The organism is Kribbella kalugense (genome assembly GCF_004365875.1).
Taxonomy (GTDB): domain Bacteria; phylum Actinomycetota; class Actinomycetes; order Propionibacteriales; family Kribbellaceae; genus Kribbella; species Kribbella kalugense.
The window spans coordinates 1,151,755-1,169,664 of record NZ_SODF01000001.1; the positions used below are offsets into that span (position 1 = coordinate 1,151,755).

At 68.7% G+C, this 17,910-nt stretch carries 16 protein-coding genes; 9 read left to right on the plus strand and 7 right to left on the minus strand.

The window, feature by feature from the left end; translation table 11 throughout:
* The first annotated feature begins 49 nt into the window (after window positions 1-49).
* Window positions 50-832: an LLM class flavin-dependent oxidoreductase gene (locus EV650_RS05345; protein ID WP_134115915.1), complete on the plus strand. Its 783-nt coding sequence runs from the start codon at window positions 50-52 to the stop codon at window positions 830-832.
* Here the strand turns inward: EV650_RS05345 and EV650_RS05350 are convergent.
* From EV650_RS05350 to EV650_RS05360, 3 genes are read right to left on the minus strand one after another with little or no spacing between them, the layout of a single operon-like run.
* The gene (locus tag EV650_RS05350; protein ID WP_238174030.1) at window positions 819-2,414 is read right to left on the minus strand and encodes an AMP-binding protein; all 1,596 of its coding nucleotides are present in this window, start codon (window positions 2,412-2,414) and stop codon (window positions 819-821) included. The two genes, EV650_RS05345 and EV650_RS05350, sit on opposite strands and share 14 nt — an antisense overlap.
* On the minus strand, window positions 2,411-3,283 hold the full coding sequence (locus EV650_RS05355; RefSeq protein WP_134115917.1) for an SDR family NAD(P)-dependent oxidoreductase: 873 nt from the start codon (window positions 3,281-3,283) through the stop codon (window positions 2,411-2,413). The genes EV650_RS05350 and EV650_RS05355 overlap by 4 nt, the downstream gene beginning before the upstream one ends.
* A 10-nt stretch (window positions 3,284-3,293) precedes the next feature.
* Window positions 3,294-4,100 (minus strand): alpha/beta fold hydrolase, encoded by an 807-nt coding sequence (locus EV650_RS05360; protein WP_134115919.1) that lies wholly within the window; start codon window positions 4,098-4,100, stop codon window positions 3,294-3,296.
* Between the two features lie 44 nt (window positions 4,101-4,144).
* On the opposite strand from EV650_RS05360, the gene EV650_RS05365 reads away from it, so the two are divergent.
* Window positions 4,145-5,266 (plus strand): M24 family metallopeptidase, encoded by a 1,122-nt coding sequence (locus tag EV650_RS05365; RefSeq protein ID WP_134115921.1) that lies wholly within the window; start codon window positions 4,145-4,147, stop codon window positions 5,264-5,266.
* A 3-nt stretch (window positions 5,267-5,269) separates the two neighbouring features.
* On the opposite strand, the gene EV650_RS05370 is transcribed toward EV650_RS05365, so the two are convergent.
* The gene (locus EV650_RS05370) at window positions 5,270-6,256 is read right to left on the minus strand and encodes a GlxA family transcriptional regulator (RefSeq protein ID WP_134115923.1); all 987 of its coding nucleotides are present in this window, start codon (window positions 6,254-6,256) and stop codon (window positions 5,270-5,272) included.
* A gap of 70 nt (window positions 6,257-6,326) precedes the next feature.
* Here EV650_RS05370 and EV650_RS05375 point away from each other — a divergent pair, with 70 nt between their 5' ends.
* From EV650_RS05375 to EV650_RS05385, 3 genes are all read left to right on the plus strand, one after another.
* A complete protein-coding gene (locus tag EV650_RS05375) occupies window positions 6,327-7,601 on the plus strand; it encodes an MFS transporter (RefSeq protein WP_238174031.1) in 1,275 nt (424 codons plus the stop codon).
* A 46-nt stretch (window positions 7,602-7,647) separates the two neighbouring features.
* Window positions 7,648-8,127 (plus strand): redox-sensitive transcriptional activator SoxR, encoded by a 480-nt coding sequence (gene soxR / locus EV650_RS05380; protein ID WP_134115925.1) that lies wholly within the window; start codon window positions 7,648-7,650, stop codon window positions 8,125-8,127.
* A gap of 63 nt (window positions 8,128-8,190) precedes the next feature.
* Window positions 8,191-10,317 carry a RecQ family ATP-dependent DNA helicase gene (locus tag EV650_RS05385; RefSeq protein WP_134115927.1) on the plus strand — a complete coding sequence of 709 codons (2,127 nt, stop codon included), beginning with the start codon at window positions 8,191-8,193 and terminating at the stop codon, window positions 10,315-10,317.
* A 29-nt stretch (window positions 10,318-10,346) separates the two neighbouring features.
* On the opposite strand, the gene EV650_RS05390 is transcribed toward EV650_RS05385, so the two are convergent.
* Complete coding sequence (locus tag EV650_RS05390) at window positions 10,347-11,141, minus strand: ArsR/SmtB family transcription factor (protein ID WP_134115929.1); 795 nt, start codon at window positions 11,139-11,141, stop codon at window positions 10,347-10,349.
* 106 nt (window positions 11,142-11,247) lie between these two features.
* Between EV650_RS05390 and EV650_RS05395 the strand changes: the two genes are divergently transcribed.
* From EV650_RS05395 to EV650_RS05405, 3 genes are read left to right on the plus strand one after another with little or no spacing between them, the layout of a single operon-like run.
* Window positions 11,248-12,039 (plus strand): GNAT family N-acetyltransferase, encoded by a 792-nt coding sequence (locus EV650_RS05395; RefSeq protein WP_134115931.1) that lies wholly within the window; start codon window positions 11,248-11,250, stop codon window positions 12,037-12,039.
* Window positions 12,040-12,051: 12 nt separating this feature from the next.
* Window positions 12,052-12,783, plus strand: coding sequence for an SDR family oxidoreductase (locus tag EV650_RS05400; RefSeq protein ID WP_134115933.1), 732 nt, complete (start codon window positions 12,052-12,054; stop codon window positions 12,781-12,783).
* 2 nt (window positions 12,784-12,785) lie between these two features.
* Entirely contained in the window at window positions 12,786-13,493 is a 708-nt protein-coding gene (locus EV650_RS05405) for a MerR family transcriptional regulator (protein WP_134115935.1), read from the plus strand.
* 32 nt (window positions 13,494-13,525) lie between these two features.
* Here EV650_RS05405 and EV650_RS05410 read toward each other — a convergent pair whose 3' ends face one another.
* Window positions 13,526-15,082: an adenylate/guanylate cyclase domain-containing protein gene (locus EV650_RS05410; RefSeq protein ID WP_134115936.1), complete on the minus strand. Its 1,557-nt coding sequence runs from the start codon at window positions 15,080-15,082 to the stop codon at window positions 13,526-13,528.
* A 154-nt stretch (window positions 15,083-15,236) separates the two neighbouring features.
* On the opposite strand from EV650_RS05410, the gene EV650_RS05415 reads away from it, so the two are divergent.
* Window positions 15,237-17,003: a M1 family metallopeptidase gene (locus EV650_RS05415; protein WP_134115938.1), complete on the plus strand. Its 1,767-nt coding sequence runs from the start codon at window positions 15,237-15,239 to the stop codon at window positions 17,001-17,003.
* On the opposite strand, the gene EV650_RS05420 is transcribed toward EV650_RS05415, so the two are convergent.
* Window positions 17,004-17,864: a GNAT family N-acetyltransferase gene (locus EV650_RS05420; protein ID WP_134115940.1), complete on the minus strand. Its 861-nt coding sequence runs from the start codon at window positions 17,862-17,864 to the stop codon at window positions 17,004-17,006.
* Window positions 17,865-17,910 lie beyond the last annotated feature (46 nt).

Here is a 17,910-nt window from a genome sequence, read left to right on the forward strand (position 1 = left end):
TCTCCCATCAATCGACGTCACCGAAGGTCAGGCAGTTAGGGTCAAGCGCATGGTTGAGCTGCAGGTGGTCCTGCCGGACGAGTCGGCAGCGATGCCGCCCGAGCGACTGGTCGAGCTGGCCGTAGCCGCCGAGGAGTTGGGCTACGGTACGGCGTGGTTGCCCGACCACCTGCTTCCTCCGGGCGACTTCGGCTCGACGTACGGCGGTGTGTACGAGCCGCTCGTGACGATCGGGTACCTGGCCGCTCGGACAACCCGGATCCGGTTCGGCACGTCCGTGCTCGTGCTGCCGATGCGGAGTGCGTACGTGGTCGCCAAGCAGGCCGCGACCCTTCATCGGCTGTCCGGCGAGCGCATCGTGCTCGGTGTCGGAGCAGGTTGGGCGGCCGCTGAGTTCGCGGCGGTTGGTGCGTCGTTCGAGGAGCGCGGTCGCCGGACGGATGAGTCGCTCGGGATCATCCGGGACCTGTTCGAAGGGCGCGATCGCGGCGGGGTGTTCGAGCCGAAGCTGCGGGCGCCGCTGCCGATCATGATCGGCGGTACGACGACGCCTGCGTTGCGCCGGGCTGCTCGATTCGGTGACGAGTGGCAGGGCCTCGGCCTGGATGGCGCCGGATTCAGTGCGGCGGTCGCGCGACTCCGGTCGTTCGGCGAGCGCCCGGTCAAGGTCGGCACTCGGCTCGACTGGTCCAGTGGCGATCCCGGACCGGTGGTCGCGCAGGCTCAGGAACTCACCGAGGCTGGCGCGGAGACGATCGCCGTGTCCTTCGGAGACGAGACCGGCGCGCTCGATCGGATGACTCGGTTCCGCGGGTTGTTCACGGCGGGCTGAGTTTGCCGCGGAGCACCTTGCCGGTCGCGTTACGCGGGAACTCGTCCAGTACGACGATCTGACGCGGGGTCTTGTAGCGGGCCAGATTCGCCTTCACGTGATCGATGAGTTCGTCAGGCGTGGCCGGCTCACGCAGTACGACGTACGCGATCAGCCGCTGGCCGAAGTCGTCGTCGGGGACGCCGGTGACGACTGCCTCAGCGACCGCCGGATGAGCGGCGAGGCACTCCTCGACCTCGACCGGGTACACGTTCTCGCCGCCGGAGACGATCATGTCGTCCTCGCGGCCGTCGACGAACAGCCGCCCGGCCTGATCGAGATGACCGAGGTCGCCGGTACTCATCCGGCCGTCGACCACGGTCTTGCTCGACCCGTCGGAGTACCCGCCGAACACCAGCCCGCCACCGGCGAAGATCCGCCCGGTCGTGCCCGTCGGCACCGGCCGGTCGGCGTCGTCGAGGATGCGGATCGAGCTGCCGAGGCACGGCCGCCCGACCGTCCCGGGCGCGGCGACCAGGTCGGCGGAAGTCGCGATCGTGGCGATGCCGACCTCGCTCGACCCGTAGGCATCACACAGCACCGGCCCGAACCGCTCGATGAACCGCTCCGCCAGCGGTGCGCCGAGCTGGGACGCGCCCGAGATCACAGCCCGCAGCGAACGCAGGTCGTACTCCGCGATGGCCGTCGGACCGAGGTCGAGCAGCCGCCGCAGCATCACCGGAACGGCGACGACCGAACCTGCCCTCGTTGCCTCGACATCCGCCAGCAAGGTCGCGGCGTCGAACCGCGGCCGGAGGACGAGCGGCGAACCGAGGAACAGCGCGAGCATCGAAGTCAGCAGCCCGAGTCCGTGGAACAGCGGCGGCCCGATGATCACCGGCTCACCCGACCGCAGCCCGAACCGGTTGAGCGCACTCGCGGTCAACCCCGCCAGCCCAACTGCCGTCGGCACCCGCGGCGCCGCCTTCGGCGTGCCCGTCGTACCCGAGGTGAGGATCGTGATGTGCCCGGCCGAGTCAGGCGCGGGCGCGGCCGGCGCTCGACTCGCGGCAAGCTCGTCGAGATCCGACTCGATCGCCGGGATGCCTTCCGGTACGGCGAACTCGGCGTCGTGGATCAACAGGTCGGGCCGATGCCGTTCGAGTACCGCCTGCAGCTGCGGCGCGGCGAACTCGGTGTTCACGAACAGTACGTCGGCGCCGATCCGGGACGCCGCCAACGTCGCTTCGAGAAAACCGGCGTGGTTCCCGCACAGCACCGCCACCTTGCTCCCGGCAACGATCCCGTAATGCGCGTGCATCGCGGCCGCGATCCGCTCACACCGCCGGTCCAGCTCGGCGTACGTCAGCTGGCTCTCGCCGGAGATCACCGCGGCACGATCGGGGTAGCGGATCGCCGCGACCACTCCGAGCGCAGCCATCGACTGGCCCCAGGTCCGCAGCGCGCGCTCGATCCGGACCAACTGCGCCGGGCCCGCCGACCGCCAGACCCCGGACCTGATGAGTGCGACCGACAACCCGCCGACCTCGGCCGCGCTGTGAACCAGCCACTCAGGCGGGCGGATCGGTCCGATCGGCCTCACCGCTTCTTGCTTCCAGTCAACCGGAAGTAGGACTCGAGCAACCGATCGGTCGGCACCCGCAGCAGGTTGCCTACGGCATCGGCCGGCCGGACGAACGGCGGCGTGATGTTGTGCGGCCGCTCGGCCACAGCCGTACACACCTGATCGGCCGCCTGCTCCGGCGTCAGCCCCGGCATCTTGTTCAGCAGCGGCGTCGGCTCACTCATCCGGGTGTGCACCAGCCCCATATAGACAGTCGACGTCGTCACCCCGTCGCCGCGAACCTCCTGCGCCACGCACCGCAGCCAGACGTCGAACGCACTCTTCGACGCCAGGTACGCCGACCAGCGCGCCATCGGCGGCGTCCGAACGCCGGCCGTCGACACGTTGACAATGTGGCCGGATCGGCGTTCGCGCATCGACGGGAGCAGCTCGAGCACGAGCTTCGCCGGGCCGAGGTAGTTGATCGCGTTGGTCCGCTCGATGTCGTGGAACCGCTGGTACGTGTCCGCGATCGACCGCCGGATCGACTTGCCCGCGTTGCTCACCAGCACGTCCACCCGCCCGTGCTCGGCCAGGACGGTACGCACGAGTTCCTCGACCGCGTCCGGATCGGCAAGGTTCGCCGGATAGACGTACGCCGTACCGCCGCCGGACCGGATGTCCTCGGCCACGAGCTGCAGCTGATCCTCGGTCCGGGCAACGAGCAGGACCGTCGCCCCGGCCGCTGCCAGCCGGCGCGCGGTCGCCTCACCGATCCCGTACGACGAACCGGTCACCAGGATCACCTTGTCCCGGACCGCCGCGCTCAACCGCTCGTCGGAGATCCGGGCGCGCCCGTTGGTCAGTGCGACAAGCAACGGCCACCCGATCGGACGCTTCCCAGTCATGCCGCCGACATTACCCGCTGGTAGCCACTCGCGGCAGCCCTTGGCTGACTCTTTGCAACCACTCGCGGACCAGCGCTGCCAACAGCTCGGGCTGTTCGAGTTGCAGGTTGTGCCCGGCCACGTCGGCGACCGCGTAGGTGGCGCGCGGATAGTGGGGGAGCAGCGTGAACTGGTCCTCGTAGCCGGTGATCGAGTCCTGCCGCCCACACAGGATCAGCGATGCTCCGTCGTACGGCGGGCCGCTCTCCGGCGCGATCGACAACGCCCAGTTCTTCTGGATCCGCTCAAGCGCAACTTCGTCTGCAAGCGCGAGACCCGGCGCGACATCGGAGCGGTAGGCGGCAAGCGCGGCCGCGGTCTGGACGACGGCGAGGTCGGTGAAGTCCTCGCCCTCGGTCAGCGATTCGAGCACGCCCGGCTCGGTCCGCAGTACGACGTGTTCCGGCACCTTGCGGTCCTTGTGCCAGAGGGTGCCAACCGGGCAGATCAGTCCGATACCGAGGATCTGCTCGGGGCGTTCGACGACCAGGGCGCGGGCGAGATAACCGCCGTACGACTCGCCGATGAGAAGGAACGGCTCGTCGTCGATCTGCTCGTCGATGTACTCGCGGACCGCTGCCATGATCCCGTCGGAACTGTCGATGTCGCCCGCCGGACTCTGGCCCATGCCGGGCAGGTCGGGATAGAGCCGCCGGTATCCGGGGAGGTCGGCGAAGATCGGTTCCAGGCAGCCGGTCATCAGTCGATGGTCCGGACTCCAGCCGTGCAAGGCGAGAACCGGAACGCCGTCGCCGAAGGTCACATGGTGCAGAGTCATGGAGAAGTTGTAGCAACCTGCCCCGACAGTTCTAGAGTCGGACCATGGCCCGTCGCTCAGCTCTTCCTCCCATTCCTGATGTCGCCGTACTGCGTGCCCGCTTGGATCGCGCCCGCGAGGCTGCGGCAGGGACCGGTTTGGTCATCGCGCCGGGCTCGGATCTGCGGTACCTGATCGGTCAGCCCGGGGGCTCGTTCGAGCGACTGACCGCGCTGCTCATCCCGGCCGACGGTGCGCCGGCTCTCGTCGTACCGAAGCTCGAAGCGCCTGGGTTCAATGGGTTGGAGGACCTCGGTGTCGATGTTGTGACCTGGGTGGATGGTGTCGATCCGTACAACCTGGCGGCCGAGCGGCTGGGTGGCGCCGAGCGGGTCGCAGTCAGCGACTTCACGCCGGCGCTGCACGTGCTGGGTATCCGCGACGCGTTGCCCAAAGCCGAGCAGGTGCTGGCTGGGCCGATCGTCCGCGAGCTGCGCATGCGGAAGGACGCGGCGGAGATCGAGGCGCTGCGGAAGGCGGGCGCTGCGATCGACCGCGTGCACGCTCGGGTCGGCGACTGGCTGCGGCCAGGCCGGACGGAGGCGGAGGTCGGCGCCGACATCGCCGCCGCGATCGTCGAGGAAGGTCACACCGAGGCCGACTTCGTGATCGTCGCCAGCGGTCCGAACGGCGCCAGCCCGCACCACGCCCTGTCCGAGCGGGTGATCGAGGCCGGTGACGTGGTCGTCGTCGACATCGGCGGACCCGTTGCCGAGGGCTACAACTCTGACTCGACCCGCACCTACGCTGTCGGCACTCCACGGGACGCCGACGTGGCCGCGACGTACGCCGTACTGCAGGAGGCTCAGCAGGCTGCGGTGGATACGGTTCGGCCGGGTGCGACCGCGGAGTCTATCGACGCAGCGGCTCGGGACGTGATCGCGGCGGCTGGCTTCGGCGACTACTTCATCCACCGGACCGGGCACGGGATCGGGCTGGACGTGCACGAGGAGCCGTACATCGTGGCGGGCAACGAGCTGCCGCTCGAGGCAGGCATGGCGTTCAGTGTCGAGCCGGGCATCTACCAACTAGGCCGTTGGGGTGCGCGGATCGAGGACATCGTCGTGGTCACCGCGGACGGCGTCGAGTCGATGAACAAGCAGCCGCACGACCTCGTGGTGCTCTGAGACTCAGCCCGCCCGGAAGGTCTTGCGGTAGGCCAGGGGAGAGACGCCGAGGTCGGAGCGTAGGTGATGGCGCAGCGATGCGGCCGTGCCGAGACCTGCTTCTTCGGCGACCCGATCGACTGACAGGTCGGTCGTCTCGAGTAGATGGCACGCGTGCCGAACGCGTTGCTGCAGTAGCCAGGTGCCGGGGGACTGGCCGGTCTCGGCCTTGAAGCGGCGGCTGAACGTACGCACACTCATCTGCGCGTACGCCGCCATCGCCGGCAGGCTGATCTCCTGACCGAGCCGCCCGAGCGCCCACGCCCGCGTCGGCGACGTACCCTCGCTACCTACCTCCGGGACCGCCCGCTCGATGTACTGCGACTGCCCACCATCACGCCAGGGCGGTACGACGCAGTGCCGAGCGGCCCGGTTGGCGACCTCGCTACCGAAGTCACTGCGGACCAGATGCAGACAGAGGTCGACGCCTGCAGCCAGACCGGCCGAGGTGAGGATGTCGCCGTCGTCGATGAACAGGCGGTCCTCGTCGAGCTTCACGTCCGGGTAAACGCTGCGGAACAGCTCGGCTCGCTCCCAGTGGGTGGTCGCCGGCCGGCCGTCGAGCAGCCCGGCCGCGGCGAGCACGAATGCGCCTGTACAGATCGACGCGATCCGTGTGCCCGGCCGGATCATCGCGAGCGCTTTGGCGAGGTCGTCGGGCAGCGTTCCCTCGTAGCGCGGCTGCGGGACGGAGGTACCCGGAATGATGACGGTGTCTGCTTGAGCCAGCGCCTCAGGGCCGTGATCCGGGATCAGAGTGAAGCCGGCGCTGGCGCGGACCGGTCCGCCGTCAGGCCCGCAGATCCGGACGTCGTACAGCGGCGTACCGTCCGCTGTCGTGGCCGCCCCGAAGACCGTCGGCGGGATCGTCAGGTCGAAGCCGACGACCGGTTCGACGGCGAGGACGGCGACCACGTGCGGACCGGCAGAGGCCAAGCGGCGAGGGCTCATGGCCGTATCTTGACACATGTTGTCCATCTGGCCACTAGTTCGATGATGATCGAACCGGCACTCTGATCGGGTGACGCAGATCGTGGAGACGAAGAAGGCCCCCAGGGTGCACCTGGCCTGGGCGGTCGCGGTGGTTGGGTTCGTGACCTTGATCGGTGCGGCCGGGTTCCGTTCGGTGCCGAGCGTCCTGCTCGATCCACTGCACGAGGAGTTCGGCTGGTCGCACGCCACGATCTCCGCGGCGGTGTCGATCAATCTCCTGCTGTACGGCGGGATTTCGCCGTTCGCCGCCGCGCTGATGGACCGGCTCGGTCTGCGCAAGGTGGTCAGCGGGGCGCTGGTGCTGATCGCGCTTGGCAGCGGACTGACTGTCTTCATGACTGCGTCCTGGCAACTGTTGCTCTGCTGGGGTCTGTTGGTTGGTGTCGGCACGGGCTCGATGTCGATGACGTTCGTGGCGACGATCACCGGACGCTGGTTCGTCCACCGCCGTGGTCTGGTCACCGGGATCCTGACGGCGGCCGGTGCGACTGGGCAGCTGGTCTTCCTCCCGCTGATCGCATCGCTGGCGACGCACCACGGTTGGCGAGTGCCCGCCCTGGTCGCAGCCGGTGCGGCGCTGGCCGTCGTACCGCTGGTGCTGTTCTTTCTGCGCGACTACCCGAGTGATGTCGGGTTGAGGGCGTACGGCGCACCTGAGGGGAGCATGGCCGGGCAGCGGGTTGAGACGACCGGTAGTAGTGCCATGCGGGCGCTGACTGCGCTGCGGACTGCCTCGCGGCGGCCGGCGTTCTGGCTGCTGGCGGGTGGATTCGCGATCTGTGGCGCGTCGACGAACGGACTGGTCGGGACGCACTTCGTGACCGCGGCACACGACCACGGCATGCCTGCGACGACTGCTGCGTCATTGCTGGCGCTGGTTGGTGTGTTCGACGTGGGCGGGACGATCTTCTCCGGGTATCTGACCGACCGGTGGGACCCGCGGTACCTGCTGATCGCGTACTACACGCTGCGTGGTCTGTCGCTGCTGGTGCTGCCTTCGCTGCTCGGGCCGACTGCTGCACCGAGCACGTGGGTGTTCATCATCTTCTACGGGCTGGACTGGGTGGCGACGGTGCCGCCGACTGTGGCGCTGTGCCGGGAGTGGTTCGGGCAGGACGGGCCGATCGTGTTCGGCTGGGTGTTCGCGTCGCACCAGGTCGGTGCCGCGCTGGCTGCAACCGGTGCCGGCGCGATCCGGGACGTCCAGGGCAGCTACAACCTGGCGTGGTACCTCGCCGGTGGACTGTGCGCGGGAGCCGCGCTGATGTCCGCAAGCATCGGACGCCGAGTCGTGCCTGCCTGACGCTTTCCGCTAGCCTCGATTTAAGTTGAGGTTGGAGGGATGGGCGATGGATATCGAGCCGGGTGAGTTGACGGTCGGGCAGCTGTCGCAGCGCAGCGGCGTGGCGATCTCCGCGCTGCACTTCTACGAGCGGCAGAGCCTGATCCTCAGCCGCCGTACGTCGGGGAACCAGCGCCGCTACAAGCGCGACACGTTGCGCCGGGTGGCGATGATCCGGATCGCCCAGCGGGTCGGCATCCCGCTCGCCGAGGTGGCCGCGATCCTCAAGCTGCTGCCCGAGAGCCGGACGCCGACGCGCTCGGACTGGGAACGCATCTCGGAATGCTGGCAGGCCGAGCTCGACCGTCGCATTCTGCACCTCGAGCAACTGCGCGACGACTTCAAGGACTGCGTCGGCTGCGGCTGCCTGTCCCTCGACCGCTGCGCCCTCGCCAACCCGTACGACGCTCTGGCCGCCAAGGGCCCAGGGCCTCGCCGCCTGATGAATCCCGAGGGCGAACCCTGCCACCCGGGCAAGTGCGCCTGAGGTTATCCACAGGCGAGGCGTCGTCGCCAGCGGACTGGGGGTGGGGGCGTCTAGGGTTCGAGCATGGCTGAGACTGCGGGACCGCTTGCTTTGACCGACGACCGGGCGAAGGTCGCCGGGGACGTGATCCGGGCGATCGCCGGTGACGACGCCCGGTTGCGGGCGGATCAGGAGACCGCGGTCGCGGCGCTGTGCGAGGCGGCGGCACGGGTGCTCGTGGTCCAGGCGACCGGTTGGGGCAAGTCCGCGGTGTACTGGGCGGCTACGGCGATCAGACGGGCGGAGGGGTTCGGTCCGACGCTGGTGGTTTCCCCGTTGCTCTCGCTGATGCGGGACCAGGTCGGGGCGGCGAGCCGTGCGGGGCTGCGCGCCGCCACGCTGAACTCGAACAACATCGACGAGTGGTCCAACATCGAGCACGACATACGATCCGGAGCGATCGACGTGCTGCTGGTGTCGCCGGAGCGGCTTGCCAACCCGGGGTTCGGGCGGCGAGTGCTGGACGGGTTGGCCGGGCAGATCGGTCTGCTGGTGATCGACGAGGCGCACGCGGTGTCCGACTGGGGGCACGACTTCCGGCCGGACTATCGCCGGGTGTCCGACGTACTGCAGCGGCTCAACCCGAAGACTCCGGTGCTCGCGACGACAGCGACCGCGAACTCGCGGGTGACCGACGACGTGGCCAAGCAGCTGGGGGAGTCGACGCTGGTACTGCGTGGTCCGCTGGCGCGATCGAGTCTCCAGTTGGCGGTCGTGGATGCGTTGTCGCCGTTGGATCGGTTCGCCTGGGTGGTCGACGAGCTGCCCAAGCTGCCCGGATCCGGGATCGTCTACACGCTGACCGTCGCTGACGCGCAGCGGCTGGCTGCGGTGGTTCAGGAGGTGCACGGGCGGGACGTGCCGGTCGCGGCGTACACAGGTCAGTTGGAGGCGGGGGAGCGGGAGAATCTCGAGGACGCGCTGCGGGCGAACCAGTTGAAGGCTTTGATCGCGACCTCCGCATTGGGGATGGGGTACGACAAGCCGGATCTCGGGTTCGTGGTGCACGTAGGGTCGCCGCCGTCACCGGTGTCGTACTACCAGCAGGTTGGTCGTGCCGGGCGCGGGATCGATCACGCGGTGGTGGCGTTGCTGCCGTCGGATGCCGACTCGGGTGTGTGGGACTACTTCGCTACGGCGACGATTCCGGTGCCGGAGAACGTGCAGCGGCTGTTGCGGGCGCTGGAGGGATACGGGCCGGACCAGCCTGCGAGCGTGCCGGCATTGGAGGCGGAGACCGGCCTGCGGCGTACGCGGGTCGAGTTGATGCTGAAGCAGCTGGCGGTGGACGGAGTGGTCGACCGGGTCGAGCGCGGTTGGGTGCGGACGGACGTGCCGTGGAGCTTCGACGCCGAGCACTACGACGGGATCGTATCCGTCCGCCGGCGTGAGGCGGACATCATGCGCGCGTACACGCGGGGTGATCGTTGCTTGATGCAACTTCTCCAGGAGTCGCTGGACGATCCGTCGGCGGAGCCGTGCGGACGGTGCTCGGTCTGCCTGGGCGAGTTGCCCGCGCCGTTGGTGTCGCGGCCCGATCCGGAGACAGTGGCGACGATCGTCCGGCTGCTGCGCGGTGAGGTGCATGTGCTGGAGCCACGGAAGATGTGGCCGGGCGGCGCGTTCGGCGCCCGCGGCAAGATCCCGCCGGCGTTGTCGGCCGAGCCCGGCCGCATCATCGTGTACGCCGACGCGCCGGAGTGGCGCGAGGTCCTCAGCGGTGCGTTCAACGGATCCCCGTCGCCTGATGCGGTCGAGGCGTTGAAGGCGGGCGCGGTCGCCGCCCTGTCGCGATGGCGCGGCTCATGGTCCGGTCGCCCAGAGGTCGTCGTACCGCTCGCTGCCGGTGGTTATCCGGAGCTCACGTCTGCTGTCGCCGACCACGTCGCCGGCGTCGGCCGGTTGGACCGGGCGGAGCTGACGGTCGACCGCACCGGCTTCACCGACGACCTGTCGTCAGCCGAGGAAGCGAGGGTTTGGCGCGACGGCCTCCAGGTAGACGACGCCACAGCCCAGGCCGTCACAGCCCGAACCGTCCTCCTCCTGGTCGACGCCACCTCATCCCAATGGCCCGTCACCGTAGCCACCGCCAAACTCCGCGAAGCAGGCGCCGCCGCCGTCCTGCCACTCATCATCCACAAACGCCCTTGATCATTAGATCTGCGGCCTGCCCAAGCAGGTCAGCTGACGGTTGCGGGTGACGTTTCCAGGAGGGACTTCAGGTCGGCGAGGAGGGCTGGCCAGCCTTCTTGGATCATGGTTCGGATGGTGCTGCCGGGCTCGAAGCCGGTGTGGATGACGGTGAGCTTGACCTGGTTGTCGACCGGCTCGAGTTCGAAGGTGGCGGTGGAGAGCGGCTCGCGACTGATCTTCTCGTACGTCGCGTCGTCGATCCCGAACTCCTTGGCGAACTCGGGCGTGATGTGGTGCCACGTGTACGACAGCCGGCTGTACGGATCGTGCTCCACCACGACCTGGTCCGCGCCGGAGATCGTGACACCACCCTCGTGCTGCCACACCATCTCCGAGCCGACCTTCCAGTCGGTCTCATGGCGCAGCTTCCAGTACTGCTCGGTGAACGCCGGGTCGGTCAGCGCCTGCCACAGCCGCTCGGGCGTGGTCCGGATGTACGTCGTGTAGACGAAGTCGTTGTCACTCATAGTCGTTTCGGCCTCCAAAGCCGTTTTGAGGTCGGCGAACAGCTGGACCCGGCGGCGGTCGTACTGGTGGATCCAGCGATCGGCGATGGCGTTGATCGGCTCCGCGTTGAGGTGGTGCAGCTTCTCCCGGCCGCGCCACACCGTGGTGACCAGGTTCGCTTCCTCGAGTACGGCGAGGTGCTTGCTGACGGACTGCCGGGCCATGTCCAGCTCGGCGCACAGCTCCCGCAGCGTCTGCCCATTGCGCGCGTTCAGCAGGTCGAGCAGCCGCCGGCGGCTGGGGTCCGCCAAGGCCCGGAACACCTCGTCGTCCATCGCGCTCCGATCAATTCATGCAGCCGATCGGCTGCATGATCAACATAGGCAGCCATCGGGCTGCATGTCAAGGGAATCGGATTGACGCCCGCGCGAGGATAAGGAGGTGGAGATCACGAGCCTGGGCTACCGCACCGACCTGTTGCTGCTGGAGTTGAGTGGCAGCACGTTCCACGACACCGGCGAGTACGTCGTGATCCGCACGCCGGCCAACCCCGGCTTCTGGTGGGGCAACTACCTGCTCTACCGGACGCCGTTCGCACCGGACGACACCAAGCTCCGCATGGACGACTTCCACCGCGAGTTCCCGGCCGCGGATCACATTGCCCTCGGCATCGATTCCGTCGATGGGGAGATCGGGGCCGAGGACGAGCTGGCCGCCGCCGGGTTCACGATCGACCGCGACGTCGTGATGACGGCCGACCGGGTCCTGCCACCAGAGCGGCCGAACACGGACTCGACGTACCGCTTCCTGAGTAGTGACGACGACTGGGAGCAGCTGTACCACCAGAGCCTTGCCACCGCGTCGATGACGGTCGACGCGGCGTACGAGGAGTTCACCCGGCGCAGGCTGGCGGCACAGCGTGAGCTGGTCGACGTCGGTCATGGGAAGTGGTTCGGCGCGTTCGACGAGGATCGGCTGCAGTCGTCGCTCGGGTTGATGTTCGACGGCAAGGGGCTGGCCCGGTTCCAGGACGTGCAGACCTCCCCGGAGGACCGCGGCCGCGGTCTGGCCACCACACTCGTCCATTACGCGTCGACGTACGGCCTGACCGAGGGCGGCGCGCGGACGCTGGTGATGGTCGCGGATCCGGAGTACCTCGCGATCCGGATCTATCGCTCGCTCGGATTCACCGACTCGGAGACCCAGCTCGGGTTCGCGAAGCCGCCTGCGTGACAAAGTATGGGCATGACTGACAGACGTGGGGTCGTGCTCGTCACCGGTGGGAGTCGCGGGATCGGCGCGGCCACTGCGGTCGCGCTGGCCGCCGACGGCTGGGACGTCGCGGTCAACTACCGGACCCGAGCCGACGAGGCTGCTCGGGTCGTGAAGGCCTGCGGGCGCGCGATCGCCGTACAGGCTGACGTCGTCGAGGCCGATCAGGTCGAGCGCCTCTTCGACACGGTGACCGCCGAGCTCGGCCCGATCGGTGCCGTGATCAACAATGCCGGCGTCGTCTCGCCGGGCGGCCGGGTCGCGGAGTACGACGCCGAGCGGCTCGACCGGGTGTTCCGGATCAACACGATCAGCGCCTTCCTCGTCGCCGGCGCTGCTGTACGTCGGATGTCCACGGCGTACGGCGGCAATGGCGGGGTCCTCGTCAACGTCTCGTCGCGAGCGGCCGTGCTCGGATCGGCCGGCGAGTACGTCGACTACGCCGCCAGCAAGGCCGCGGTCGACGCGCTGACCACCGGCCTGGCCAACGAGGTCGCGAAGGAAGGCATCCGCGTCCTCGGCGTGCGCCCCGGCCTGATCGAGACCGACATCCACGAACCGGGCCGCCTCGACCGCCTGGGTACGACGCCACCGTTGGGCCGGCCTGGTCGGGCGGAGGAGGTCGCGGAGGTGATCGCGTTCCTGGCCTCGGATCGTTCGTCGTACATGACCGGTACGACGGTGGACGTGTCGGGCGGACGTTAACTATGGGACTGCGGCCGGTGGACCTGGCGCGGCGGGCCGGGGTGTCGACCCAGCTCGTCCGCAACTACGAGGCGGCCGGGATCCTGCCGCCGGCGCCGCGGTCGGACACCGGTTATCGGCAGTACGGCCCGGAGCACGTGTCGGCCCTGCTGACGTACCGCGCTCTGGCGCCAGGGTTCGGCGCGGAGACTGCGACGGCGATCATGCGCGCCGTACTCGACGGCGACGAGGCCCTCGCGTACCGGTTGGTGGACGCCGCCCACGCGGCGCTGCACGAGCAACGGCTGGCAACCGACGCCGCGAGTGAGGCCCTGGCCGCGCTCGCCGCCGAGTACGTCGACGAGCAGCCGGTCAACGGCCCGTCGTTACTGGTGGGGGAGTTGGCGCACCGCCTCTGCATCCGCACCTCGGCGCTGCGGGTCTGGGAAGCCGCGGGTTTGCTGGCCCCGACGCGAGAGCCGGGGACGAAGTACCGCCGGTACGGACCCGAGGAGGTCCGCGATGCGCGGATCATCCACATGCTCCGGCAGGGCCGCTACTACTTCGAACAGATCAAGCCCGTCCTGGACGGCCTGCGCCGCACAGGCAGCACCGACGCTCTACGCACCGCGATCGCCGAACGCCGTGCCGCCCACGACCGCCAAACCAAGGCAATGCTCCACGGCGCAGCCCTCCTCTACGAGCTCCTTGAGCACCCGCCAACCATCTGATCGCCGCCGAAACGGTTGGTCCGTGCTCAAGGTCAGTGGGGGACGGCGAGGAGGGTCGGGGTTGAGCGGCCGCGGACGGTGACTTCGGCACCGGGCCGCCAATGAGCAGCCTCCTCGGGCGCCGATTCGTCCACGGCGGTCATCGAGGCCATCAGCCGGCCGGGCGCGGCCTTGGCCAGATCGCTCAGGCGGGCAGCTTCGTTCACCGGGTCGCCGATCACGGTGTACTCATGCCGCCGTACGTCGCCCACCGTCCCGGCTACCACGATCCCGGCCGTGATCCCGATCCCAGCCGTTGCCTCGGGCAACTCCTCTGCGAGCCGCCGGGCCAACGAGCGGCCGGCGCTCAACGCACTCCCGGCCGGATCCGGCAGCTCGGCCGGCGCCCCGAAGATCGCCAACGCCGCATCGCCGGCGAACTTGTTCACAAACCCGCCCTGCCGGTCCACCTCGTCGACCACGATCGCGAAGAACCGATTGAGCAACTGCACCACCTCGGTCGGCGGCCGATTCGTCGCCAGCTCGGTCGACCCGACCAGATCGACGAACAGCACCGCGACGAACCGCTCCTCCCCGCCGAGCGAATCGCTGGTCAACGCCTCCTGTACGACGCCAGGACCGACGTACCGCCCGAACACGTCCCGGATCCGCTCCCGCTCCCGCAGCCCTTCCGCCATCCGGTTGAACCCGGCCTGCAGCGACCCGAGCTCAGTACCGTCGAACACCGGGATGCTCACGTCGAGCCGGCCCTCGCCGATCAGGCTCAGCGCGTCCCGCACCGACCGTACCGGCGCCACCACCGACCTCGCCGACAGCAGCGTCAGCAACCAACCGTTGCCGAGAGCCACGATGCCCACGGCAAGGATCACGACCGACAACCGGGTCGACGTCACATCGTCCTCGATAAGCGCCAGTACGGCGGCCAGCATCAAGCCGGCCACCGGTACGCCGGAACCGACCGCCCAGAAGAACACCGTCCGTGCCTTCAACCCGGCCGCGAGCAGTCGTCGAGGCGGCGGCGAGTCGACCAGCGCCCGGGCAGCGACCGGCCGCAGCGCGAACTCGGTCAGCAAATAGGAAACCGCACAGGTGATGATCGCCCCGTCGATGACTGTGAGCGCGACCCGCAGCGCGTTCTGGGGCTGGAGGATCACGGTCATCACAGTGAAGATGACGGCGGCCACCAGCCAGAGGAGCACCTCGATCAGCGTGAGGCGAAATGGCAGCTGCAGGGTGGCGATCTGCTCCCGGCGAGTGGCGGGACGGCCCAGCTCGATCCAGCGAGTCACCCGGCGGGTCAACCGGGTGCTCCAGACGCAGCCGACCGCCATCGCGACCACGAAGTACAGCGGGATGATGATGGCGTCCATGAGCTGGAGCTGGTCGATCAACGACGGCCCGGGCAGCACGAAGACCGCGAGTACGAACACGACCGCCGCACCGATCAGGTTGGTGCCGATCGAGAACGTGGTCATCAGGATCTGCAGGCGGAACCGCAGCCGCCGCGCGCTCTGATCGGCCGGGCCGAGCAGCCAGGATCCGAACGGCCGCCGCGTCAGCACCAGATCGGGACTGCCCTGGGTCATCATGCTCACAGTCTGCTACCAAGCGCCGCGATTCCCGCAACCGGTGTCAGGACCGAACCGGGGTTTTGGCACGGTGGTGCGGATGGCCCAGATTGGCCGTCCGATCGGACCGCGACGTGGGTACTGTTCCTCGGACGCCTCACTCGGGGAGCTTCCGTTGACGCACGATCGCCACTCCTTCGCCGAACCTGACCTGGTTCGGACCACCCATCTCGAGCTCGACCTCGCGCTCGACTTCGACGAGAACGTGCTGGCCGGTAGTGCCACGCACACGCTCGCGTGGACGGGTACTGCTGAACGCCTCGTCCTGGACACCCGCGACCTGACCATCTTGGCCGTCGAGGGACAGACCGCCGACGGCTGGGAGCCGCTGGAATACAGCCTGGCCGTCCCTGACAAGGAGCTCGGTGCCGCGCTCACGATCCGGACGTCGAGTCATCCGCGGGTGAAGGTGAGTTATCGGACCGCTCCGACCGCGACCGGTCTGCAGTGGCTGGAGCCGGCCATGACGGCCGGTGGCGTGATGCCGTTCATGTTCAGCCAGTCGCAGGCGATCCACGCCCGCAGCTGGGTGCCGGTGCAGGACACCCCGAGCGTGCGGTTCAGCTACGCCGCTCACGTGACCGCGCCGCCGGAGCTGATGGTGCTGATGAGTGCCGACAACGGTACGACGTCGCGCCGGACCGGCTCGTACGACGTCGTGATGCCCGAACCCATCCCGTCGTACCTGCTGGCGATCGCCGCGGGCGACCTGGTGTTCGAGCCGCTGGGCGAGCGGTCCGGGGTCTGGGCCGAGCCGGCCACGGTGCGGCAGGCCGCGACCGAGTTCTCCGACACCGAAGAGATGATGCGGGTCACCGAGGAGCTCTTCGGCCCGTACCGCTGGGGCAGGTACGACCTGCTCGTGCTGCCGCCCTCCTTCCCGTACGGCGGGATGGAGAACCCGCGGATGACGTTCGCGACGCCGACCGTGGTGATTGGCGACAAGTCGCTGGTCAGCGTGATCGCGCACGAGCTCGCGCACAGCTGGTCGGGCAACCTGGTCACGCAGGACAGCTGGGACGACATCTGGCTCAACGAGGGCTTCACGTCGTACGTCGAGAACCGGATCGTCGAGGCGGTCTACGGGACCGAGTTCGCGCTGATGGAGACCGCGATCAAGCAGCACGCGACCGTGGTGAAGCTGGACCCGCTGACGCCGGCGGAGCTGGCGGTCGAGCTGCCGGGGCTGCATCACCGCTCGGAGTACCACGGTAAGACGTCGACCGGCCCGCTGAAGGGGTCGTGGTTCCTGTCCTGGCTGGAGGAGCGGTTCACCCGGGAGGTGTTCGATCCGTTCCTGCGCGGGTACTTCGACCGGTTCGCGTTCCGCAGCATCAACACCGACGACTTCGTCGGGCACCTGCGCGAGCATCTGCTCGAGCCGCACCCGGACGTGGTGACCGAGGACGAGCTGTCCGCCTGGCTATACGAGCCGGGCATCCCGGCGTTCGCGGAGCGGGCGGTGTCGGCGCGGTTCCAGGTCGTGGACGAGGCGCGTACCAACTGGCTGACGACCGGTGAGCTGCCGCACGGCGCCGAGCGGTGGACGACGCAGGAGTGGCTGCGGTTCCTCGACGCGGCTCCCGACGTACTGAGCCCGCTGTTGCTGCAGCAGCTCGATCGTGCCTTCGGTTTGACCGGGACCGCGAACGGCGAGATCGCCCGACGGTGGTACCAGATCGTTGCCGCGAGCAGCTATGAGGCGTCGTACGCCGAGATGGCCGAGTTCCTCACGAAGGTCGGCCGGATGAAGCTCGTCCTGCCGGTCTACCAGGCACTGGCCGGGACGGATCGGGCCTTTGCTGCCGAGGTGTTCGCCAAGGCTCGACCGGGCTACCACCCGATCACGACGGCGGCGGTGCAGAAGATCCTCGGCCAGTAACTACAGGTCGAGCTTGCGCCGGTGCACGCGGTACCCCGGCTGGTAGCCGAGGTGGTCGTTGGTCCGGCGCATCGCCACGTTGGTGTCGACCGTGTCGGTGAGCAGGCCGTCGAGATCAGGGAACAGCTGCCGGATCTCGCGGATCTGCGCGGCCTTCATCCAGAGTGCGAGTCCGCGGCCGCGGTGCGCGGGCAGGACGGCGGTCCCGTAGTTCTGCCCGTCACCCTTCCCATCACCCGGTACGACGACCTCGGTGAAGCCGGCGATGAGCCCAGCCTGGTCGACGGCAGCAACGACGTTGAGATGGTCGCCGCGTTTCGCGATCACCTCGGCGGCGTTCCGGGTCCGCTTCACGTCCCAGACATCCGCGCCGGCCGAGATGCTGCCCGACGGTGCGTCGTTCATCCCGGTGCGCGCGTCGGTGAACGTCTGCAGCAGCCCATCCGGTACGACGCCCTGCCAGGAGACCAGCCGGTACTCCGGAACGTCCGCCACCACTGGGATGTCCGCGGACAGCTCGAGCCGCGCGTAGATCAGCGTCAGCCCGATGGCGAAGCCGTGGTGCTCGAGGAATTGGTCGCCGCCCGAGTCGACGTTGACGTCGGTGAGCAGTGTCTGGACCTTGTGGTCGCGTGCGCCGGTGACGACGGCGCCGAGCAACTCGGACCCGATGCCACGACGGCGTTCGGCCGGGTGCACGGTGAGCTCCAGCTCGGCCAGGTGCGAATGGTTCTCCCGGCTGTCGAGCCGGAGGAACGCGGATCCGACCGGAGTGCCGTCGGTCTCCGCGGCGAGCCACGCGATCCGGCGGCTGGACGGACGGTAGTCGGGATCGGTCAGGGGAATCAGTCTGATGCTCAAGCCGTCAACATAACCCGCTCGCAGGATCACGTGCCGCCGGTCTGCC